Consider the following 21,685-nt stretch of genomic DNA (forward strand, 5'->3'; position numbering starts at 1 on the left):
GAGATTCGCGGGGAGCGAGCCGCAAACGACGCGTGGACATCGCGGACGTTTTGGTCCGGGCACGACTATCGCAGCGTAATGAACGACGAGTTGCGCGAGCGCATCGAGCGCGAGGCCGAGAAGCACGCGCTGTTGAACGCCGTCAAACACGAGAGCGACGCCGACGTCGGCGCGATCATGGGGCCGCTGATGGGCGACAACCCCGACTTCCGCGAGCACGGCGACGAGATCCCGGGGATCGCCGGCGGCGTCATCGGCCGGGTCAACGACCTCTCGTACGAGGAGAAACGCGAGCGACTCGAGGACCTCGCCCCCGAGGAACTCGCCGAAATCGAGGCCGAGGACGAGGCGGACGAACACGACCTCCCCGACCTACCCAACGCAGAGGAATACGACGAAATCCGGATGCGCGTCGCGCCCAACCCCAACGGCCCGTGGCACGTCGGCCACGCCCGGATGCCCGCCGTCATCGGCACCTACAAGGAGCGCTACGACGGCTGGTTCTGCGTCCGCTTCGACGACACCGATCCCGAGACGAAACGCCCCGATCTCGAGGCCTACGACGCCATCCTCGAGGATCTCGACTACCTCGGCTTCGAGCCCGACGCGACCTACAAGGCGAGCGACCGCCTCGAGACCTACTACGAGCACGCCCGCGAACTGATCGAGCTCGGCGGGGCCTACACCTGCTCGTGTTCCGGCGAGGAGTTCTCGGAGCTGAAGAACAGCGGCGAACCCTGCCCCCACCGCGAGAAGGACGTCGAGACGGTCCGCGAGGAGTTCGAGGCCATGGTCGACGGCGAGTACGACAGCGGCGAGATGGTCCTGCGGATCAAGACCGACATCGAGCACAAGAATCCCGCGCTCCGCGACTGGGTCGGCTTCCGGATGATCGACACGCCCCATCCCCGCGAGGAGGCCAGCGAGTACCGCTGCTGGCCGATGCTGGACTTCCAGTCGGGGGTCGACGACCACCTCCTCGAGATCAGTCACATCATCCGCGGCATCGACCTGCAGGACTCCGCGAAGCGCCAGCAGTTCGTCTACGACTACTTCGGCTGGGACTACCCCGAGGTCGTCCACTGGGGCCACGTCCAGATCGACGCCTACGACGTGAAGATGAGCACGTCGACCATCGCCGAACTGATCGAGGAGGGCGAACTCGACGGCTGGGACGACCCGCGCGCGCCGACGCTCAAGAGCCTCCGCCGGCGCGGCATCCGCGGCGAGGCAATCGTCGAGGCGATGGCCGGGCTGGGCACGTCGACCAGCGACGTCGACCTCGCGATGAGTTCGATCTACGCGAACAACCGCGACCTGATCGACGAGGAGACCGACCGCCGCTTCTTCGTCCGGGAGGGCAACCAGCTTCCGATCTCCGGCGATCCGCCCGCGGAAGCGAACCCGCCGCTCCATCCCAACCACGAGGAGCGAGGCGTCCGCGAGATCCCCGTCAGCGACTCCGTGATGCTCGAGCCCGAGGACGTTCCCGAAGACGGCGAACGCATCTGGCTCAAGGGACTCGGCTGTTTCCGGTACGCCGAGGGCGCGCTCGAGTACACGGCCGACGACATCGACGTGGTCCGGGAGGGCGAGGTCGACGTCGTCCACTGGGCCCCGGCGAGCGAGAGCGTCGCCGTCCGGATGCGCACGCCCGACGGCGACGTGCGCGGCCACGCGGAACCCGGCGTCGGCGACCTCGAGAGCGACGAGATGGTGCAGTTCGAACGGGTTGGTTTCGCGCGAATCGACCGACACGACGACGAGGAAGAGGAGACCGTCGTCTACTACGCGCATCCCTAATTCGGATCGCACCGATCGTCGATCGATAGTCGATCGGCCACTGCCGGCAGTACGTCACTCCGTTTTCGTTTCCGTTTCTGTCACCGACTCTGCGTTCGTCTCTCCGTCCGATTCGGTCGCCTCGGAAACTCGCTCGACCTCACTGCTTCCACACTCCGGACACGTCTCCCGCTCGCTGTGGAACCGGGTCTCGCAGTCGCGACAGCGGTAGGGAGCGCTGTCCTCGCGTGCGGCCACCGCCTCCTGTTTGAAGCGCTCGACTTTCTCGCCGAGCCGTTCGAACATGCTCATAGACGGACTACAGTTCGTGGCCAGATAAGTTGCTGTCACGGTACCCCGAATACGAACCTGCGGACCGGTGGTTCCGTTCCGGACAACGCGTGGACAGAAACGCGCGACCGCGGCGATCAGAAGACGAAGACCGCGACGAGAAATCCGAGCAGGACCGTGACGGTCAACAGCACCTGAATCGCCGTCGACGCGAGCATCCCGCCGGTCGCGTACGCCGCCGAACGGACGCTGCCGCCGGCGTCGCCGCCCTGAACGAACTCGACGAGGAAGACCGTCCCGAACAGCCCGGCGAGCAGTCCCAACGGGCCGGTGACGATCATCAGAACGATGGCGACGACGGTAGCGATCGTGGTGGTTGTCCACGAGGCCCCGCCCGCTCGAGCGGCGATCGAGCCGCCGAAGAACTCCGCGATCATCGTCATGACGGCGAGGAGCGCGAGGACGGCGACCGTGAGGGTCCCGGGATCGCTGAACCCGGAGTGCCACCAGTAGAGGGAGAGCCCGGACAGCGAGAGCAGCCCGCCGGGGACCAGCGGCGCGACCGTTCCGACGACGCCGCCGACGAGCAGGGCGACCGCGAGGATCGTGACTGCATCGACCATACGGGAACAGATGGTGGGCCGACCCAAAGGCGTACGGCCTTCGGTCGTGATCCGGTCGCTTCCGACGCGACAGCGAGCGCTCGGAGACGTCTCGCCGCCCTGGGTAGGTCACCAGTATCGTTACGGTTCGACGACCGAATCCGTCCGTATGAGCGAGACGCGCGGAGCGATCGTCGTCGGCGGCTCCTCGGGCATCGGCGAGGCGCTGGCTCGAGCGCTCGCCGACGAGGGGTACGAGATCGGGCTGGCGGCCCGCCGGACGGAACGCATGCGGGAGATCGGCGCCGAACTGCCGACCGAGTCCTCCGTCGCGACGATGGACGTCACCGATACCGACGACGCCCGCGAGGGCTTTTTCGAACTCGCCGCGGCGATGCGGTCGGTCGACGTGGTCGTCATCAGCGCCGGCACCGCGGCGATGAACCCCGACCTCGAGTGGGAGGCCGAACGGGAGACGGTCGACGTCAACGTCCGCGGGTTCACGGCGATCGCGACCGCCGCGATGGCGTACTTCGAGTCGACGCCCGACCGTTCGAGGGCCGGCGACGGCCACCTCGTGGGCATCTCCTCGGTCGCCGCCCACTTCGGCGTCGGCGGCGTGCAGGCGTACAACGCCTCGAAGGCGTACGTCTCGACGTACCTCGAGGGGCTGCGGGCGCGACAGGCCGATCGCGACGCGGACGTGACGATCACGACCGTCGAACCGGGCTTCGTCGACACCGAACTCTCGATGGGCGGCTTCTGGGAGTGTGCGCCCGAGACGGCCGCTGCGCAGATCGTCCGCGCGATCCATAAGCAGCGGAACCACGTCTACGTCCCCCGCCGCTGGCGGCTCGTGGCGTGGTTCTTGAAGGCGATCCCTGAGTCGGTGCTGCGGCGATTGCTCTCCTGACCGTTCGCGGGGAGTCCCGACCGTCCGCGCGAATCGTTCACCGCCACCGTAATCGGCTAAGGGACGCGGCGCGGAGACCGACCATGAAGTTCACGCCAGGACCGACGGCGGTCCCGCCGGCGGTCAGGGAGGCGATGGCCGAGGAACAGCCGAATCCGGACGTCGATCCCGCGTTCGCGGAGCGCTACGAGGCCCTCTGCGAGGCCCTCGCCGACGTCTACGACACCGACCACGACGTCGTCGTCCCCGGCGGCGAGGGCATTCTGGGCCTCGAAGCGGCGATCGCCTCGCTGGTCGCGCCCGGCGATCGCGTGCTCTGCATTTCGAACGGGCTCTACGGCGACGGCTTCGCGGACTTCGTCGAGTCCTACGACGGCGAGGCCGAACTCGTCTCGGCGCCCTACGACGACCCGCTCGACCTCGAGGCCATCGAGCGGACGCTCGAGGACGCCGAAACCGACGGCGAGCCGTTCGCACTGGCGACGATGGTTCACTGCGAGACGCCGACCGGGACGCTCAACGATCTCGACCCCGTGCTGGACCTGCTCGAGGAGTACGACGTGCCGAGCGTCGTCGACGCCGTCTCGTCGCTCGGCGGGACGCCGGTTCCGACCGATCGGATCGACGTCTGTCTCGGGGCGTCCCAGAAGTGTTTCAGCGCGCCGCCGGGGCTGACCACCGCCGCGATCAGCGACCGAGCGTGGGAGCGCATGGAAGAACGCGACCCGTCCTCGCTGTACACGAACTTCCTCCCGTGGCAGGACGTCTCCGAGAACTTCCCGTACACGCACCTGAGCGCGAACGTAGCCGCCCTCGAGGAAGCGATCGATCGCCTGCTCGAGGAGGGGCTCGAGGACGTCTACCAGCGCCACGAGGCGGCCGCCGAGCGCTGTCGCGAGCGCGGCGCCGAACTGGGACTCGAGGTCTATCCCGATGCCGAGCGGAGTTCGCCGACCGTGACGGCGTTTCGCCTCCCGGGCGAGGCGAAAGCGATCCGGCAGCGAGTCGCCGAGGAAGAGGACGTCGTACTGGCGACCGGGCTGGGTGAGCTGGAGGACGACATCCTCCGGTTCGGCCACATGGGGTACAACGCCGAGGTCGAGAAGGTCGACCGGGCGATGAACGCACTCGAGGCCGTCTTGGAGTAGAGAGTTAGTCGGTCGTACTCGGTCTCGATTCACTCACATATCGAGACGCCCCAAGAGGCCAGCCCATCAGACGGATTATCTATTCTTCCTCGTCGATAGTCAGATTCGAAGTATCCGTCTTCTGGATCCCGATCCACGTGTTCCACCCGGCTTGTAATCCGTATCCTCGCGAGAAACTCTCGAGGTCGTCACCCAGCTTGGTCGGCTCGCGCCAATGAGAATAGTCGGATAGATCTTCCATTTGCTGGGCCCTCTCGATTTGCTCCACTACTGCTTCGAGTATCGCAGGGTCCGGATCGAACCGCTTCTCTAACTCAGTTCGTATTCCGTCAATATCGACTGAATTGCACATATTGTGTGAACTAACTCTAATCCTATATGTTTGTCTCTAGTAGCACGAATGGACCGGGAAGCGTGGAATCTCTGTGTGTGGCACTGCTATGTATCGCAACAGAGCAAACACAGAAGCGGAGACGTTCAGTTCTCGAGAAATCGCTCTCGGACCTCGAGCGCCGCCTCAGATCCGTAGCGGTCGACCAGCGGACAGAACGCCCCGCCGAGCGCGCGCATACACTGGCCATACGAGTGGTACTCGAGGCGGTCCGCGACGGCTTCCCACGGCCGACCCTGTAGGGCGCGCATGACGAGCAGGCGTTCCTCGCGGGCGGTGAGGTCGGCGTCGTCGGGATCCTCGACGAAGTACCGAACGACGAGGTCCCGAAACGGGCCGGGATCGGCGTCGAACAGGCCGGGGCCGTAGGCCGCGCCGGCGACGACGCGCCAGTCGTGGGCCGAAAGGCCGAGCTCCGGGGCCGCGTCGGCGTCGACCGAGCGAAGCACCGCGCGGGCGACGTCCGGCTCGAGATCCGAGAGGGCGTCCGTACAGAGCGCGGGGAACCGGCGGGCGAACCAGTCGGCGTGGCGGTCGTGCAGTTCCCGACCGGCGTCGCCCGTCGGGGCGAGCATGAGCGCCGAGTACTCGCCGCTGGCGTCGTTGCGAGTCGTCGAGACGTGGACGGTCCGGTAGCCGTTCTCGCGCCAGAACTCGAGCAGGCCGGGCGTGGCACCGAAGCCGGTACCGAGCCAGTCTATCCCGTCGCCGTCGTCGCCCGCCTCGAGGCCGCCGTCAGTGAACGCCTCGCGAACGCGCTCGAGCAGGTGCGAGCCCAGCCCTCGAGAGCGGGCCGCGTGGTGGGTCGCGATCCGGACGACGCGCAGGCCGGCCGACTCGCCGGCGGCCTCGTCGCGCAACTGGCTCGTGAGGACGTCCGGGAGCATGTTCCCCCGAATCCGGCCGCCCTCGTACATCATCGCGCGGGTCTCGGGCGGCAAGTTCCCCTCGCGGGCCAGCAGGGCGACGCTGACGACGTGGCCGTCGTGAACCAGCGCGCGGGCCTCGAGGTTGGGCGCGTCGAGCAGCCGCGCGAGATCGTTGGGCTCGGTGCGGTAGTGGGCGAGCACGAGCAGGCCGAACGCCTCCCGCAGGAGGCGGTCGTCCGCGAGGAGGTCGTCGGGCTCGAGGCTGCGGTACGCGACGGTCTCGGGCGTCGCGTCGGCGACCAGCGGGGAGACCGGTGGACGAGCGTCGAGGAGCAGCGCGCGGAAGGCCCAGACCTCGACGGGGTCGCCGGCGGCGTACCGAATGGGGTCGACGAGCGTGCGGTCGATCACCTCGTGATCGCTCTCGGCGAGGCGGTCCCGGAAGCGAACGGAGAACCCCCGCCCCGCGCCCTCGTAGCCGTGGATCGTCGTCGCGAACGCGACCCGATCGGCCGCGAGCAGCGACTCGAGGACCGAGACCGGGAGCGCGGCGGCCTCGTCGACGACGACGATATCGGCGGGGCCGCGGTCGTCGCCGGTCGCCGATTCGATTCGCTCGACGGCCGTCGCCGGCTCGAGGAACCGAACGCGACCGCCGGAACTCGTCTCGATCGTCCGACCGTCGATCGTCGCGTCGGCCCCGAGCGTCCCCAGCAGTTCGCCGGCGCGGTCGAACAGTTCCGCCGCGTTTCGCGACCGAGGTGCGGTGACGAGCACGTCCAGTCCGTCGGCGGCGAACGCGCCCGCGGCCAGTCCCGCGGCACTGGACTTGCCCCGTCCGCGGTCGGCCTCGAGGACGACGGCGCGTCGCTGTTCGGTCTCCGCGTCCCCGCCGCTGTCTTCGCGCCCGTCGACGCCCTCGAGCAGCGACTCGAACGCCTCGACGGCGTCCCGCTGGTCGCCAGTAAGACACGCCTCGTAGGTGTCGGCGGGAAACCGAGCGTTCGGCGGGGCCTCGAACGAGGTCCCGTCCGAGCCGTCGACTCGCTTCGGCGCCGGTTCCGTCAGCCCGTCGTCGACGATCCGCTCGGTCTCGAGGTCGACGATTCCGATTCCCCGGTGGGCTCGTAACGTCTCGACGAGCCGAGTCCTGAATCGACCGGTGACGTCGTCCAGCGAGAACGGCGGGACGGCCAGCGACCGGTCGAACGCGCCGCGGCGATCGGGCCACTCCTCGAGCGGCGGCGTCAACAGGACGAGCAGGCCGCCGCCGTCGACCGCGCCGACGACTTTCCCGAGCGCGTTCGGCCGCAGCCCCTCGTGGGCGTCGAGCGCGATCGCGGTCCGCGTCGTTCCGAGGAGTTCGCTCGCGTTGGCCTGGGGCAGGTGTTCGCAGCGAAGCCGGTCTTCGGGGCCGACGAGCGTGGTTTCCGTGATCGGAACGGGAATCGCGTCGAGGATCGACTCGAGGGCGTCGTACCCCCGCTCGCGGTCGCCGGCCAGGACGAGGACGCGTCGCTCGTCGACCGCCGTCGCCTCCTCGAACAGGACCGTCGCGCCCGTCTCGACGATCATGGGGTCTCGTTGGAACGCAGCCCGTAATAGTATCCGGGATCCGTCGAGAACGGCGTCCCCGGTCCGCCCAGTGGCTCGGTGGCGTGGCCGAGAACCGTCGTCGTTCCGTTGCAATCAGTGCAATCGTTGACGCCGAACTCGGTCGGACGCGACCGAACTGTGGCTCCGACACCGGAACCGGCAGACGGCGCCTCGATTGAGCGTCCGGAAACAGTTCCAAAATTCGGACGATCTCGTCTCAATTTATATCATCCGATTACCTTTAAGAAGTATCGTCAATGGGGCGACCATGGAGCGAAGAAAACTCCTCCTCGGTAGCGGCGTCGGACTGGCAACCGTCCTCGCGGGCTGCAGCGGCGAGGATCTCATGAGCGATGACGAGAACGAGTCCGACGAGAACGGAAACGGGAACGAAACGCCGAACGGCTCCGACGAGAACGGTGAAGACGCCGAAGACGGCGAAAACGGCGAAAACGGAAAGGACGGCAAAAACGGTGAAAACGGCGAAAACGCCGAGGACGGCGACGAAAAAGGCGGTGACAAGAACGGGAAACGAGACGTTCCCGGCCTCGACGTCGACGCGTTCGAGTCCCTGCTGGAGCAGCAGGGTATCACGGTCGAGACGCTCCGCCGGAGCGGGCCGAATCTCACCCTGAAGGTGTCGGTCTCGGACCTGAACGCGGACGACCTGTCGGCCTCGGCTGACAGCGCCGAACTGCGACAGCGGCTCTCGGACATCGTTAGCGCCGCGGGCGACGCGGTCACCGATCCGCAGGCGTTTATCGCCGCAATCGAGACCATCACCGTGTCCGTCCTGGACGAGACCGACGGAAAGAAGAAGAAAGGAAAGTCGGGCCTCACGGTGGAGGTTCGCGTCTCTTGGCTGATCGAGTTCGTCCGCAACCGGCGCTCGGAACGGGAACTCCTCGATCGGATCACCGAAACGGCTTCCGAAGGCGCGTAGCGTCGGTCGTCGACCGTTCGCGTTTCGAAAGTCAATTTTTCGCTAGGGAGAACGGTACGTCCACTACCGCACTCGACCGAGCGGCGACTCGAGGAGCCGAACGCGCCCGCCGACGACGTTCATCGGGGCGCTCGATCGCAGACGCAGAAGCCGTTCCCCTCCGGGTCCTCCATCACGGTCCACTCCTCGGTCCGATCGGCGAATCGCTCGCGTTTCGTCTCGACTGCGCTCGCGCCGAGTTCCTCGAGGCGTTCGACCGTGGCCGCCCGATCTTCGGTCGCCAAATCGAGGTGAATCGGGATATCCTCGGTGGACCCCTTCGACAGTCGCTTGAACAGGAGCGGCGGCGATCGATCGTCGGGAGCCGCGAGGAGAACGTAATCCGGATCGTCCGTCTCGTCGGGTGGTTCAGCGGGGAGTGGGACCCGGTCGCGCTCGAGCGCCCGTTCCCAGAACGTCGCGAGTCGATCCGGCGAATTACAAGCGAAAGTAATCTTTTCTATCGAGGTCATGCTTATAGTGCATAATACTGTTAGTAGATAATCACGTGAATGGAGGTCACGTCGGAGATAATTGTCGCTACCATCGGCCGCGGTCCGAACGGTCGTGGTGTCATCGCTCCGGCGATCGAGCGAGCGAGAAGGATGGGCCGTCCTATCCGAGCCGGGACAGCGCGGTCTCCTTCGCGGTGTCGGCGTCCGGAAACGGCGTTTCGCCGACGCGGATTTCCGAGACCCACTTCACGCTCTCCCAGCAGTCGCGGCCGGGACCGGTCGGGACGAGTCTCGCCGGCCCGCCGTGGGCGACCGGCAGTGGCTCTCCGTCGAGTTCGACCGCGAGCAGCGCGTCCGAGAGGGTCTCGAGCGGGAACGAACAGGCGTAGTCGCCGTCCATCGCGCCGACGAGGGCGTGCTCGGCCTCGGCCGACGGACCGGCGCGCTCGAGGAGTTCCCCGACGCGAATCCCGCGCCACGCGAGCCCGTCGGCGACCCACCCCTCGGCGCAGGCGAAGTCGGCGGTCACGGTTTCGAGGGGGAACGACTCGAGGGCCGCCGCGGTGAGGCGAAGCGATCGGTCGACGGCGCCGGTCACGCGGAGCGTCCAAGCTTCGGCGTCGACCGCGTCCGGGACCGGATGCGATCTGAGATCGGTCACGGGAGTCGGTACGCCGCCGATCGAGAAACCTGCTGGGGCGCACATGTGCGGGACCACCTTCTCGAGCGCTCGGGGGAAACGAACGGCCGAGATGAGCGACGAAACCGAGTACGACGAGCTCCCGCTGGTCTACTCCTGTTCGGGCTGCTCGAGCGCCGCACAGCTGGCGAACGATCTGGCGATCTCCCTCGACCGGGACGGCGTCGCCGAGATGTCCTGTATCGCCGGCGTCGGCGGCGGCGTGGCGCCGCTGGTCGACACCGCGACCTCGGGCCGGCCGATCGTCGCGATCGACGGCTGCCCGCTCGAGTGTACGAAACGGTGTCTCGATCGCCACGACGTCGCGCCCGACCGCCACTACATGCTCGCGGAACACGGCGTGGCGAAGGAGTACCACACCGACTACGACGACGAGGCGGCCGAGCGGTTGCGCCGCAAGCTGGCCTCGGAGATCGAGACCCTCGAGGGAACGGCCTGAGTCACCGCCCGTGGCGATCTAGTCAGGAACGAAACCATTTCCGATGTGCGGACGCGTCGCACGGCTCCGGTCGTTTGAACACGCTTTTAAGGGGGGCAACGCTACAGACGTAGTACACCCTACGCGGGGTTGATGATGCTCCTAGCCTCACAGGACTTCCGCCGAAGCTACTTCGGCCAGGGGTGGCCATACGGGCTGACGGAACTGTTTGCGGCGTCCGACACGACGGTCGTCGGACGCCCGCTCACGACGTCCGTCTGCCCGTATCGTGCCCCGAATGGCAGGGGAGCGCGAGCCCACGTGTAGGAGAGGTGAACAACCAATGTCAGTCTACGTCAACACCGACATCCCAGCCGACCTCGCAGAGGACGCCCTCGAGGCCCTCGAGGTCGCACGAGACACCGGACGCGTAAAGAAAGGAACGAACGAAACCACGAAGGCGATCGAGCGCGGCAACGCCGAGCTCGTCTACGTCGCCGAGGACGTCTCTCCCGAAGAGATCGTCATGCACCTGCCCGACCTCGCCGAGGAGAAGGGCATCCCCGTCGTCTTCGTCGAGACTCAGGACGACGTCGGCCACGCAGCCGGCCTCGAGGTCGGCTCGGCCGCCGCGGCGATCGTCGACGCCGGCGAGGCCTCCGACGACGTCGAAGATATCGCCGACAAGGTCGAGGACCTCGACTGAGGTGATCAGAGATGAGTGCTGAAGAGGAAGAAACTGGATCCACGCCCGCCGAGGTCATCGAGATCGTCGGCAAGACCGGCATGCACGGCGAGGCCATGCAGGTCAAATGCCGTATTCAGGAGGGCGAGAACCAGGGACGTATCATCACCCGGAACTGCCTCGGGCCGGTCCGCGAAGGGGACGTACTCCAGCTTCGCGAGACCGCCCGCGAGGCGGACTCCATCGGAGGACAATAACCAATGGTCGAGAAACGAACGTGTGACTACACGGGCGAAGAGATCGAGCCCGGCACGGGCATCATGTACGTCAAGAACGACGGCAGCGTGCTCCACTTCGTCGACTCGAAGGCCGAGAAGAACTACAAGCTCGGTCGCGAACCCCGCGATCTCGAGTGGACCGAGGAAGGTCGCCGCGGCAAGGGTCCCGCCCAGGCCGAGACGCCCGCCGACGAGGAAGCCGACCAGACCGAGCAGGTCGAAGCCGGCGAAGACGAGGATCTCGAGACCGAGGCCGACGCCGTCGACGAAGACGAAGACGACGTGCCCGCCGGCGACGAAGCGGTCGACGAGACCGAGGAAGCCGAGGCCGAGGAGAGTGAGGCCTAATGAGTGACCACGAGCGAACCTTCGTGATGGTCAAGCCCGACGCCTTCGCGCGTGGGCTCGTGGGCGAAGTCGTCTCTCGACTCGAGGACCGCGGGCTCAAGCTCGTCGGGATCAAGGTCGAGAACATGCCCCGCGAACGGGCCGAAGAACACTACGGCGAACACGAGGACAAACCGTTCTACGACGACCTCGTTGACTTCATCACCTCGGGACCGGTCGTCCCGATGGTCTGGGAGGGCCAGGACGCGACGCGTCAGGTCCGCCAGATGATCGGCGAGACCGACCCCCTCGAGGCCGAACCCGGAACGATCCGGGGCGACTACGCGCTCGATCTCGGTCGGAACGTCGTCCACGCCGCCGACCACGAGGACGAGGGCGCCAACGAACGCGAGATCGCGATCCACTTCGACGACGACGAGCTGATCGACTACGATCAGCACGACGCCGAGTGGCTCTACGAGTAACGCGATCACCGCGATCGTCCGTTCGTCGTTTTCATCGAGAGTTACTCATTTCGAGTTTCAGCTGAACTCACTCGAGCGGCCCTGTATCGCCGTTTTACCGCCGATCTGACTCAGGGCCGAGTACATGTATTTTTCTAGGTAGACGTAACATCTAATGTGACGGCTGCAGTAGAGGCTGGTGGTGGTTTCGAATGGTAACACACGGTAGGTGGTTCGTGGATGCGTGAAACGGAGGGAGAGGCAACGGAACTCACAGCTCAGGTGACGCCGTCGCTGAATCTCATCTTCGAGTTACTTTCGAATCGTCGCCGCCGATACGCGCTGTACCATCTCTACGATCAGCCCGACGGCGTCGCAACGATGGACGAACTGACGGATGCCGTCGTCAGCCGGCAGTATCTCGAGTCGAACTCGGATCCCGAGACGGACGACCGGGCCGACGACGACCCCGATCTCGAGAGCCGCCGCCAACAGGTTCGCATGGACCTCCAGCATACGCACCTGCCGAAACTCGAGGATGCGGGCGTTCTCGAACACGACCATCGCAGCGAGATGGTCCGCTACTGGAACCAGCCGTCGCTCGAGGAGTGGCTCGAGCACGCCCGGCACAAGGAACTCGCCTGAGGGACCGTCGACAACCGCGCGAGGGGCGACGAACTGGGGAGTACGCGCCCCGATAGCTCGGTGTCAGTAGCGTAAATCGCGTGCGGGCGTCGGGTTGTGTTCCGTGGTAGCGTTTCTTTCCTCAAAGCTTAACACGCGAGATGCAGATATGAACTGTAGGTGAGCGCCAATGACTGACCACGAACTTCCACCACTTCCGTACGACTACGACGCGCTTGAACCGGCACTTTCCGAGCAGGTCCTGACCTGGCACCACGACACCCACCACCAGGGCTACGTGAACGGTCTGAACTCGGCCGAGGAGACCCTCGAGGAGAACCGCGAATCGGGCGACTACGGTTCGACGCCCGGTGCGCTCAAGGACGTCACCCACAACGGCTGTGGCCACTACCTCCACACGCTGTTCTGGGAGAACATGTCCCCCAACGGCGGCGGCGAGCCCGAGGGCGACCTCGCCGACCGCATCGAAGAGGACTTCGGCTCCTACGAGGGCTGGAAGGGCGAGTTCCAGAAGGCAGCCGGCGCCGCCGGTGGCTGGGCCCTGCTCGTCTACGACCCGGTCGCCAAGCAGCTGCGTAACCTCGCGGTCGACAAGCACGACCAGGGCGCGCTCTGGGGCGCCCATCCCGTGCTCGCGCTGGACGTCTGGGAACACTCCTACTACTACGACTACGGTCCGGACCGCGGCGAGTTCATCGACGCCTTCTTCGACGTCGTCAACTGGGAGAAGGCCGAAGAGGAGTACCAGACCTGCCTCGATCACTTCGAGTAAGTCGCCGACCGCGACAGCGACGAGCCAGTCAATCCCGAATTTTTCTCGCAGATCGGTCCGCCGGTAGCGGTGCACCCGTGACTGTCACTCGAGGAGCGGATAGCGCGGAGACCGCCGTTACGACTCGTCCTCGACGCCGGCCGCTCGCAGGTACTCCTCGAGGAGCGTCGGGAACTGGCCGCCGCGGACGTACCGGAGCCCGAACTCGTCGGCCCAGGAGATGATGCCTCGGTCCTCGGTGACGACGCCGGCGTCGAGTTCGCGGGCGAGGATCAGCAGGTCGAAGTCCTCGCGGGAGTCGAGGACGCCCTGTCGGAGCGCCTGCCGATACTTGTCACGCATGTCCGAGAGGATCCGGTCGGCGTCGGTCATGTACTCCTCGCGCCCGTCGTCGGTCGGATCGCTCGCGAGCGCGTCGGGGTCGAGCTGTTCGACCTCGCGGATCGCCTGTTCGGAGACGCGGAGGCCTCGATCGACCCGATCGCTCATCTCGTCGATGAAGTTGTAGACGATGTTGGCCGGAATCGTCACGCCGTACCGATCGGGGCTCTTGCGGACGACCCACGTGTCGAGCCGCGAGAACACCGTTTCGTCGACGTCGCGTTCCCGTAACATCGTCGCGAGTTCGTCGTGGATCGAGGGCGGCACGTAACAGGAGATGTTGAGTTCGAGTCGCGCGGTCGCGATGAGGTCGAACAGGCGGATGACGGCTGACTCGAGCGATTCGTCTCCCCGACGGATCTCCTCGGTGATAAACAGTGACGTGTCGAGAACGAACCGTTGGCGTGGCAGTTCGCCAGACATAGTCGACAGTTCGACGGTGCGCTACAAAGGTCTCCCCCCGCGTTCGATCGATCGAACGCGGTCGGACGGCCTGCGGATCGGCGTCCGCTGGCCGACCGGGTGTTTTTCACGAGGTATGGTGACAAACAACTCATGGACCGCGACGAGTACCTCGAGCGGCTCGGGACGACCGCGGAGACGCCCGAGGACCTCTTCGAGCACGTCGAGGAACGGTCAACGGCGGGACGGACCCACTACGTCCTCACGGCCGCTCGCCACGGGGTCGAGCGGGGGACGGTCATCGTCGAGGAGGCGGAAACCATCGTTCGCGGCTATCCGAGCATCCCCCGGATTCTCGTGCTCGACCCCGGAGTTCCGTCGTTTTTCGAGGACGGCGAGACCGTCGTCATCGAGGAGAAACTCGACGGTTTCAACGTTCGCATCGCGGCCGTCGGCGGCGAACCCCTCGCCTTCACCAGAAGCGGCTACGTCTGTCCGTACACGACGGGGCGGGCCCGCGATCGCCTCCCCCTCGAGGCGTTCTTCGCGACCCACCCGGAGAAGACCCTCTGTGCCGAACTCGTCGGCCCGGAGACGCCCTACTCGACCCACGACTACGAGGGGGTCGACACCCACGAGTTCCGGATCTTCGACGTCCGCGACCGGGAGACCGGGGCACCGTTCGCCGTCGACGATCGGCGAGGGCTCTGCGAGGAGTACGGGTTCGCCCAGCCGCGACTCTTCGGACGGGCGGCGCCCGCCGACGCCGTTGGACCGACTCGAGCGGCGATCGAGGAACTCGACGCGGCCGGCCGGGAAGGGGTCGTCCTGAAGTCGGCGGACGGGGAGCGACTGGTCAAGTACACGACGGAGACCCAACACCACGAGGAACTCGCCTACGCGTTCTCGCTGCCCTTCGATCACGGCCGCGACTTCGTCTTTTCGCGGATCGTCCGGGACGCGTTTCAGGCGGCCGAGTTCGACGCGGACGACGACCGACTCGAGGAACGGGCCCACGACCTCGGCGAGTCGATCCTCCGGCCGATGGTCTCGGCCATCCGGGCCGTCGAAGCCGGCGAGACGATCGGCGAGCGACACACGGTCAGGGGCGATCCGGAGACGATCGGCGCGCTCCTCGACCACCTGCGCGAGCAGTCGCTGACGGTCGGCCTCGAGTCGGACCGCCGCGAGGACGGCGAGCGCGTCCTCGAGTTCGTGAAGGTGGCCGAGTCGAGTCGCGACCGGATCCGGTACTATCTGGACGGCGGCACGCGGGACGAATGAGGGGCTGCGCTCGGATTCGGACCGATAGTCGAGCGTGCGTGCGGCTCAGGACCGAGACGGATCGGTCCCGATCGATGACTCATCCGATCCGACATCGGCGTCCGCGGGAGTCGCGTCGCCGGCCGGTTCGACGCCGCGGAACTCGAATCTGGCGCCGCCGGCGTCGCTCTCCGCGACGGCGCTGGTCCAGTCGTGAGCCGTCGCGATTTCCTCGACGATGGAGAGCCCGAACCCCGTGCCGTCCCCGTCGGTCGTGTACCCGCTCTCGAAGACCCGATCGCACTGAGACGACGGGATTCCGACGCCGTCGTCCGCGACGTAAAACCCCGCTCCGGATCCGTCGCGGGCGTCGCCGAGCGTTCCCACCGCGACCTCGAGGTCGGCGCCGTCCGCGCGATCGGTCCCGTGCTCGAGGGAATTGCGGAACAGGTTCTCGAGCAGTCGCCACAACCTGTCGGGATCGGCCAGTATCGGCGCGCTCGAGTCGATCGCGAGAGTCGCGTCGCCGGTGTCGACGCTCGCCCACGCGCGGTCCGCGAGCGCCGCGAGGTCGACGGGTTCGGTATCCGTTACATCCCGTCCCTCGCGGGCGAGCGCGAGGACGTCCTCGATGATCGTCTCCATCCGCTCGTGGGACCGCTCGATCTCGTCGAGGTGCGGGTCCGGATCGTCGGCCTCGCGGGCCAGTTGCAGGTGGCCGCCGGCGACCGTCAGCGGATTGCGGAGGTCGTGGGAAACGATGTTCGCGAACTCCGCTAAGCGCTCGTTTTGGCGCTCGAGTCGCGTCTCGCGGCGTTTCCGTTCGGTGATCTCGCGAGCGACGAACAGCCAGCCGGCGTGGCGATCGCGGCCGTCCTCGATGGGCGTCGTTCGCACGAGGTAGTAGTCGTCGCCGACCGCGAGCTCGCGTTCCGCGGGGTCGCGAGTCGCGGTCAGCGCGCGGACCTCCTCGCCCAACGCGGGGCGGTCGGCGAGCAGGGAGTCGACGCCGGTCCCGATCGGCGAGCCGTCGACGCACGCCAGCAGGCGCCGACCGACGGGATTAGCGTCGATCAGTCGGTCTTCGTCGTCGACGACGAAGACCGCGTCGGTGACGGTGTCGAGCACCCGATCCCGGGCGATCGGAACGACATCGACCAGTTGGTAGCGAAGGATCGCGACCGCGTACAGGATCCCGGCGACGGCGAACCCGATCGGCGAGACGTCGACGTCGACCGCTCCGAAGACGTAGGCTGCGTTCCCGACCCAGGCCGCGAGCGTGCCGGCGAGCAGCGCCGCGCTCTGCCCGCGGTACAGCGACCGCGAGCGAACCAGAAACTCGATGATCAGCACCGTCACGACGGCGAGGACGACGTAGGAGTACGTCGTGTGGATCCAGAACGCGGGCCCCCACTCGACCGTTCCGTCGCTCAGGGCGTAGAAGAGGTTCCTCGGATTCGCGATCACGGTGAAGACGACCAGCACCGGTTCGATCGACAGCGCGGCCAGGATCGGCGGCCTGATCAGTTCCTCTCGACCGGTGTACTCGAGCGTGAAGACGAGCTGCGCCATCGTCCCGACCCCCACACCGAGGAATAGGAGTCCGAGCAGTGCGAGGGCGAGGGGGCCCGGATCGATCCGCATGAGCGCGAGCCCGCAGACGGTCCACAGTCCTGACCCGAGGACGGTTCCGAGCAGCGGCCACGCGCCCGGCCGATCGCGATGGCGCCACAGCACGCCGGCGAGGATGACGCTATTGAGAGCCGTGATCGCGTACATCGCCTGTACGATCGAGCTTCCCGGGGCCGCGGACATCGTCGTCACTCGAGCATCGAGTACGTAAAGTGCACTGGCCGTTCGGTCGGCAGTCGGACCGACGCCGGGCGGCGGTTGACCGCCGCGACTCGAAGCCGTCAGTCAGCGGTCGGGACGGCCGCGTCCCGGTCGTCGATCTCGACGCCGCGGAACTCGAATCTGGCGCCGCCGTCGGCGCTTTCGACGGCCTCGATCGCCCACCCGTGGGCGGTCGCGATCTCCTCGACGATGCTCAGTCCGAGGCCCGTCCCCTCCGGGTCGGTCGTGTACCCCTCCTCGAAGACGCGGTCGCGGTCGTCGGAGAGCCCGCGACCGTCGTCCGCGACGAAAAAGCCGCGTACCGGATTCGTTCCGACCGCACCGACGGAAACGGTCAGCGACGGCTCCGTCGGATCGCTCGAGTCCTCCGGGTCGGCGGAGCCGTCCGCCGGACGCCCGTGGTCGATGGCGTTCCGGAAGAGGTTTTCGAGGAGTCGGAGCAGTCGCCGTCGGTCGGCGAGGACGGTCGTCGACTCCTCGATCGTCAGCGTCGCGTCGCCGGTGTCGACACTCACCCAGGCTCGCTCGGCCACCACCGCCAGGTCGACGCGCTCCGGATCGGTCACGTCCGCTCCCTCACGAGCGAGCGCGAGGACGTCGTCGATGATCGCCTCCATCCGCTCGTGGGATCGTTCGATCTCGTCGAGGTATTCCTCATCTTCGGTCTCGCGGGCGAGGTCGAGGTAACCGTCCGCGACGTTCAACGGATTGCGAAGGTCGTGGGAGACGAGATCGGCGAACCGCTCGAGGCGTTCGTTCTGGCGCTGTAACTCGGCTTCCCGGCGCTTGCGTTCGGTGATATCGCGGACGACGAACAGCCAGCCGACGTGGCGGTCGCGCCCGTCTTCGATCGGCGTCGTCCGAACGTGAAAGTGCCCGTCGCGCAGTGCCAGTTCGCGTTCGGTCTCGACGGGACGATCCCTGAGACCGCGGAATTCGTCCCGTAACTCGGGGCGATCGGCGAACAGCGAGTCGAGATCCGTCCCGATCGGCGACTCGTCGAACTCCTCGAGCAGCGCTCGGCCGGCGGGATTGACGTCGATGAGGCGATTCTCAGTATCGACGACGAAAACGCCGTCGGTGACGGTATCGAGAACGCGATCGCGGGCGATCGGAGCGATATCGACCAGCCGGTAGCGGACGATCGCGACCGAATACAGCGCACCCGCGAGGATGAATCCGATCGGCGTCGTATCGATGGCGATCGACCCGAGGACGTCGAGGGTGTAGACCACGTTCGTCAGTAGCGGGGACGCGGACGCGCCGACCAGCATCGCGGCTTGCCCCCGGTATAGCGACCGGGAGTTGTGCAGGAACTCGAGGATTAGTATCGTTCCGGCGAGGGAGAGACAGTACGAGTAGACGAGGTGGACGTCGAACGCGGGGCCCCACTGAAAGCCGATACCGCCGACGACCGTCGGATCGCGGGAGATCGATTCGAAAAACAGGTCGCCGGGATTCGCGAACGCGAACGCCGCGAGGAGCACTGGCTCGATCGAGAGGAGCGCGATCGTCCGTCGCGTGAGGAGGTGCTCGCGGCCGGTGTACGCGAGGACGAACAGGAACGAGCCGAGGACGCTGGCTCCGACACCGACGTAGAGAAATCGGAGGAAGAACACCGACAGCGAGACGTGATCGACCGCGGAGCGCGCGAACAGCGATCCAGCCCAGATGGCCGCACCGACCACCGCGACGACCAGCGGTACGGCACCGGTTTTCTCTCGATGGCCCCAGACGACGACGCCGAGCGCGGCGGCAGTCACCGCCGCGACGGCGTAGATAAGCGGGATCAGCTCGTGAGCGAGTGCCACCCGAGTCCGTCTCGTGGCGGAATTATAAAGATTTGTGGCTACCGACTAGCGTATGCGCTGATCGAGGCGGGATTATCTGCTCCGATCTTTGAATTGTACTGCCGGGCCACCACATCGAACGGGCCGAGTACGGCGATCGGCTATCTGTTACTAGTCGGTCTGCGATCTCGAGAGCCGTCGGTCCTCGGACCGGCGTCTCGACGGTCGGATGCGGACCCGAAACTGGAACCGAGAGTCGGGATCGGTGCGGTCTTGTGGCGCGCGCGTCTACGGTCGCCTATGCCCGTTCCGAAGGACGAGTTCGAGAGTCTCCCGCCCTGTGACTTCTACACGCCGGCGGAGTTGCTCGAGGACGACCAGATGTACACCGTCTACGAGATCGCCCGCCTCCTGCAGGGGTTAGAGCCCGACGCCGAGATCGACGAAGGCACCGAGAGCATCCTGCTCGACTGGGCGATTCCCTGGGTGATGAACAACGCGGACGATCTCGTGGTCGCCGAGCCGCGATCCGACGACGAACCCGGCTACTACGGCCTGAAAGAATGATCCTCCTCGTGGTCGGTGCCGATCGCGTCGACGCCGGCAAGACCACGTTCTCGGTCGGCCTGCTCGAGCGAACCGGCGCGGTCGGCTACAAGCCCCGGGCCGGCAACGACTACTGGTTCGACCACGACGACTGCCGGACGGCGCTGGCCGACGACCGCCTCTACGGGAAGGACGCGAAACGCCTCGCGGCCGCGGAGGGACGCGGCCGCGAGCCGGAAACCCTCAATCCCGTCCACCGCCTCTGGCGTCCCACGCCCGGCGACGGGACCGGACTCCTCGGGAAGGCCGATCGCGAGTTCCTCGTCGATCGCGTCGGCCGCCCGGGCGACGACGATCCGACGTTCGTGCGCAACGCGACCGCGGATATTCCGGACGCAGTCGCCGACGCGCTCCCGCTCGAGGACGCCGTCGCCGTCGAGACCGTCGCGGAGTTCAACGAGATCGCCGAGCGGCGGTACGTCCCCGCATTCGAGGGGCTGGCCGCCGAGGTCGAATCGACGGAGGTCGCGGTCGTCGAATCCTACAGCGATATCGCGCGACCGCTCCAGTCGCTCGATCCCGCGGCGATCAGCGCCGTCGCGGCCGTCGAACCCGGCCGCGTCCGGATCTACCCGAGCGATCGCTACTGCCGGGCCTGCGAGATCGCCAGTTCGAGCCCGAAAGACGGCGCGCTCGAGAAGCGCGTCCCCGACGTGCTCGAATACCTCGATCCGATCGACCGGATTCGCCTGCCGCCGCTCGGGAGCGACGAGCGGGCGGAGCCGGCGCGGATCGCTCGCGCGTATTCTGACGCCTACGACGCGCTGCTCGAGGCGGCTCGAGCGGTCTGAGAGGCCGGGCCAGACGAACGTCGCGCTCGGCTGCCGGCGATCGATCTTTGGATCGTCCGAGTCGAAAATGTCGCCCTCGTCCGAGCTGGGTTTCCGCTCGCGCAGTCGCTCGAGCCCGGTTCAGGCGGCAGCCGTTGCCGGGATATCCGATCAGAGGGATTAAGACCACTCAGTGGAACCACCGTGTAATGAAACGACGCGCGTTGCTCGGTGCGATCGGAAGCGGATCGGCGCTCGGCATCGCCGGCTGTCTGACGCGGGACGACGGCGGCGACGAGGCGGGCGACGGAACGCTCACCGTCGTCACCTACGAGTCGATGATCGATACGGAGGACTCCGCCGGCCCGTGGCTCAAGGAGCGCTTCGAGGACGAGTTCGACGCCGAACTCGAGTGGGAGCAACTTCCTGACGGCGGGATCAACCACTACGTCCAGCGCGCCGATCGGGACGCCGAGATCGACGCCGACGTCTACCTGGGGCTGAACGTGGACGATCTGGTGCGCGTCGACGACCAGCTCGAGGGCGGCGCCCTCTTTCGCGAACTCGATCGCGACCGACTCGAGCGGGCCGACCGCGTCCGCGACGAGTTCTCGCTGGGGGACCCCCACGGCCGCACGCTCACCTACGACATGGGCTACATCAGCCTCGTCTACGACGAGACCGAGGTCGCGGAACCCGCGTCGCTCGAGGATCTGACCGAACCCGCATACGAGGACGCGTTGCTGGCCCAGAACGCCCAGAAAGCCGATTCGGGACAGGCGTTCCTGCTGTGGACGATCGACGCCTTCGGCGAGGACGGGTACCTCGACTACTGGCAGCGACTCGAGGACAACGGGGTTCGCGTCCTCGACGGCTGGAGCGAGTCCTACTCGGGCGCGTACATGGAGGGCGAGCGATCGATGGTCGTCTCCTACTCGACCGACCAGGTGTACGCCAACCGGTTCGACTACGACTTCTCGCGCCATCAGGTCGCCTTCCCGGACGATCAGGGCTACGCCAACCCCGAGGGGATGGCGATCTTCGAGGGCGCCGGCGACGTCGACCTCGCCTACGACTTCTTCGACTTCGTCCTCTCGAGCGAGGCCCAGGCCGAGATCGCCACGCGAAACGTCCAGTACCCGGCCGTCGCGGACGAGCACGTCGACCTCGACGAGGAGTTCGACGAGTACGCGCACACGCCGGAGGAGATGGTCTCGTTCGACTACGACGATCTCCGGGGCGACCTCGACGGCTGGGTCGAGGACTGGGCTCAGGAGTTCGCCGGCCAGTAACGGGTCGCC

General features: G+C 66.7%; 24 protein-coding genes. 15 read left to right on the forward strand and 9 right to left on the reverse strand.

Annotated features, from left to right (window positions below):
- The first annotated feature begins 78 nt into the window (after nt 1-78).
- Nucleotides 79-1,803, forward strand: coding sequence for a glutamate--tRNA ligase (locus HTZ84_RS03025; RefSeq protein WP_174679328.1), 1,725 nt, complete (start codon nt 79-81; stop codon nt 1,801-1,803).
- Between the two features lie 54 nt (nt 1,804-1,857).
- On the opposite strand, the gene HTZ84_RS03030 is transcribed toward HTZ84_RS03025, so the two are convergent.
- On the reverse strand, nt 1,858-2,094 hold the full coding sequence (locus HTZ84_RS03030; RefSeq protein ID WP_174679329.1) for a zinc ribbon domain-containing protein: 237 nt from the start codon (nt 2,092-2,094) through the stop codon (nt 1,858-1,860).
- Between the two features lie 116 nt (nt 2,095-2,210).
- Nucleotides 2,211-2,696 carry a DUF456 domain-containing protein gene (locus HTZ84_RS03035; RefSeq protein WP_174679330.1) on the reverse strand — a complete coding sequence of 162 codons (486 nt, stop codon included), beginning with the start codon at nt 2,694-2,696 and terminating at the stop codon, nt 2,211-2,213.
- Nucleotides 2,697-2,844: 148 nt separating this feature from the next.
- On the opposite strand from HTZ84_RS03035, the gene HTZ84_RS03040 reads away from it, so the two are divergent.
- Nucleotides 2,845-3,588 carry an SDR family NAD(P)-dependent oxidoreductase gene (locus tag HTZ84_RS03040; protein WP_174679331.1) on the forward strand — a complete coding sequence of 248 codons (744 nt, stop codon included), beginning with the start codon at nt 2,845-2,847 and terminating at the stop codon, nt 3,586-3,588.
- 83 nt (nt 3,589-3,671) lie between these two features.
- Complete coding sequence (locus HTZ84_RS03045) at nt 3,672-4,736, forward strand: pyridoxal-phosphate-dependent aminotransferase family protein (protein WP_174679332.1); 1,065 nt, start codon at nt 3,672-3,674, stop codon at nt 4,734-4,736.
- Nucleotides 4,737-4,815: 79 nt separating this feature from the next.
- On the opposite strand, the gene HTZ84_RS03050 is transcribed toward HTZ84_RS03045, so the two are convergent.
- Together HTZ84_RS03050 and tmcA are read right to left on the reverse strand one after the other, a co-directional pair.
- Entirely contained in the window at nt 4,816-5,088 is a 273-nt protein-coding gene (locus HTZ84_RS03050; protein WP_174679333.1) for a hypothetical protein, read from the reverse strand.
- A 125-nt stretch (nt 5,089-5,213) separates the two neighbouring features.
- A complete protein-coding gene (gene tmcA, locus HTZ84_RS03055; RefSeq protein WP_174679334.1) occupies nt 5,214-7,571 on the reverse strand; it encodes a tRNA(Met) cytidine acetyltransferase TmcA in 2,358 nt (785 codons plus the stop codon).
- A 289-nt stretch (nt 7,572-7,860) separates the two neighbouring features.
- Here tmcA and HTZ84_RS03060 point away from each other — a divergent pair, with 289 nt between their 5' ends.
- Complete coding sequence (locus tag HTZ84_RS03060) at nt 7,861-8,535, forward strand: hypothetical protein (RefSeq protein ID WP_174679335.1); 675 nt, start codon at nt 7,861-7,863, stop codon at nt 8,533-8,535.
- A 119-nt stretch (nt 8,536-8,654) separates the two neighbouring features.
- Here HTZ84_RS03060 and HTZ84_RS03065 read toward each other — a convergent pair whose 3' ends face one another.
- On the reverse strand, nt 8,655-9,047 hold the full coding sequence (locus tag HTZ84_RS03065; RefSeq protein WP_174679336.1) for a VOC family protein: 393 nt from the start codon (nt 9,045-9,047) through the stop codon (nt 8,655-8,657).
- Between the two features lie 142 nt (nt 9,048-9,189).
- Entirely contained in the window at nt 9,190-9,735 is a 546-nt protein-coding gene (locus HTZ84_RS03070) for a molybdopterin-dependent oxidoreductase (RefSeq protein ID WP_174679337.1), read from the reverse strand.
- A gap of 46 nt (nt 9,736-9,781) precedes the next feature.
- Between HTZ84_RS03070 and HTZ84_RS03075 the strand changes: the two genes are divergently transcribed.
- From HTZ84_RS03075 to sod, 7 genes are all read left to right on the forward strand, one after another.
- Entirely contained in the window at nt 9,782-10,168 is a 387-nt protein-coding gene (locus tag HTZ84_RS03075) for a putative zinc-binding protein (RefSeq protein ID WP_174679338.1), read from the forward strand.
- 322 nt (nt 10,169-10,490) lie between these two features.
- The gene (gene rpl7ae, locus HTZ84_RS03080) at nt 10,491-10,853 is read left to right on the forward strand and encodes a 50S ribosomal protein L7Ae (RefSeq protein WP_126661535.1); all 363 of its coding nucleotides are present in this window, start codon (nt 10,491-10,493) and stop codon (nt 10,851-10,853) included.
- 11 nt (nt 10,854-10,864) lie between these two features.
- Nucleotides 10,865-11,089, forward strand: a complete 225-nt coding sequence (locus tag HTZ84_RS03085) for a 30S ribosomal protein S28e (RefSeq protein WP_008894573.1) — start codon at nt 10,865-10,867, stop codon at nt 11,087-11,089.
- Between the two features lie 3 nt (nt 11,090-11,092).
- Nucleotides 11,093-11,458, forward strand: a complete 366-nt coding sequence (locus HTZ84_RS03090; protein WP_174679339.1) for a 50S ribosomal protein L24e — start codon at nt 11,093-11,095, stop codon at nt 11,456-11,458.
- Nucleotides 11,458-11,922 (forward strand): nucleoside-diphosphate kinase, encoded by a 465-nt coding sequence (ndk, locus tag HTZ84_RS03095; RefSeq protein WP_174679340.1) that lies wholly within the window; start codon nt 11,458-11,460, stop codon nt 11,920-11,922. Before HTZ84_RS03090 ends, ndk begins: the two co-directional genes overlap by 1 nt.
- Nucleotides 11,923-12,141: 219 nt before the next feature.
- Nucleotides 12,142-12,546 carry a DUF7344 domain-containing protein gene (locus HTZ84_RS03100; RefSeq protein ID WP_174679341.1) on the forward strand — a complete coding sequence of 135 codons (405 nt, stop codon included), beginning with the start codon at nt 12,142-12,144 and terminating at the stop codon, nt 12,544-12,546.
- Between the two features lie 169 nt (nt 12,547-12,715).
- Complete coding sequence (gene sod / locus HTZ84_RS03105) at nt 12,716-13,318, forward strand: superoxide dismutase (RefSeq protein WP_174679342.1); 603 nt, start codon at nt 12,716-12,718, stop codon at nt 13,316-13,318.
- Nucleotides 13,319-13,435: 117 nt separating this feature from the next.
- On the opposite strand, the gene HTZ84_RS03110 is transcribed toward sod, so the two are convergent.
- Nucleotides 13,436-14,122: an RNA ligase partner protein gene (locus tag HTZ84_RS03110; RefSeq protein WP_174679343.1), complete on the reverse strand. Its 687-nt coding sequence runs from the start codon at nt 14,120-14,122 to the stop codon at nt 13,436-13,438.
- Nucleotides 14,123-14,254: 132 nt separating this feature from the next.
- Here HTZ84_RS03110 and HTZ84_RS03115 point away from each other — a divergent pair, with 132 nt between their 5' ends.
- Nucleotides 14,255-15,385 (forward strand): RNA ligase, encoded by a 1,131-nt coding sequence (locus tag HTZ84_RS03115; protein ID WP_174679344.1) that lies wholly within the window; start codon nt 14,255-14,257, stop codon nt 15,383-15,385.
- A 45-nt stretch (nt 15,386-15,430) separates the two neighbouring features.
- Here HTZ84_RS03115 and HTZ84_RS03120 read toward each other — a convergent pair whose 3' ends face one another.
- Together HTZ84_RS03120 and HTZ84_RS03125 are read right to left on the reverse strand one after the other, a co-directional pair.
- Nucleotides 15,431-17,179, reverse strand: coding sequence for a sensor histidine kinase (locus tag HTZ84_RS03120; protein WP_174679345.1), 1,749 nt, complete (start codon nt 17,177-17,179; stop codon nt 15,431-15,433).
- A 98-nt stretch (nt 17,180-17,277) separates the two neighbouring features.
- Nucleotides 17,278-19,029 (reverse strand): histidine kinase N-terminal 7TM domain-containing protein, encoded by a 1,752-nt coding sequence (locus tag HTZ84_RS03125; protein ID WP_174679346.1) that lies wholly within the window; start codon nt 19,027-19,029, stop codon nt 17,278-17,280.
- Between the two features lie 279 nt (nt 19,030-19,308).
- Between HTZ84_RS03125 and HTZ84_RS03130 the strand changes: the two genes are divergently transcribed.
- The 3 genes from HTZ84_RS03130 to HTZ84_RS03140 all read left to right on the forward strand — a co-directional run bounded on the left by HTZ84_RS03130 (nt 19,309) and on the right by HTZ84_RS03140 (nt 21,676).
- Complete coding sequence (locus HTZ84_RS03130) at nt 19,309-19,575, forward strand: DUF5827 family protein (RefSeq protein WP_174679347.1); 267 nt, start codon at nt 19,309-19,311, stop codon at nt 19,573-19,575.
- The gene (locus HTZ84_RS03135; protein ID WP_174679348.1) at nt 19,572-20,405 is read left to right on the forward strand and encodes an ATPase; all 834 of its coding nucleotides are present in this window, start codon (nt 19,572-19,574) and stop codon (nt 20,403-20,405) included. Before HTZ84_RS03130 ends, HTZ84_RS03135 begins: the two co-directional genes overlap by 4 nt.
- A 188-nt stretch (nt 20,406-20,593) precedes the next feature.
- On the forward strand, nt 20,594-21,676 hold the full coding sequence (locus HTZ84_RS03140; RefSeq protein ID WP_174679349.1) for a thiamine ABC transporter substrate-binding protein: 1,083 nt from the start codon (nt 20,594-20,596) through the stop codon (nt 21,674-21,676).
- Nucleotides 21,677-21,685: the final 9 nt, after the last annotated feature.

The sequence above is a fragment of the Haloterrigena gelatinilytica genome (assembly GCF_013342145.1).
GTDB classification, from domain to species: domain Archaea; phylum Halobacteriota; class Halobacteria; order Halobacteriales; family Natrialbaceae; genus Haloterrigena; species Haloterrigena gelatinilytica.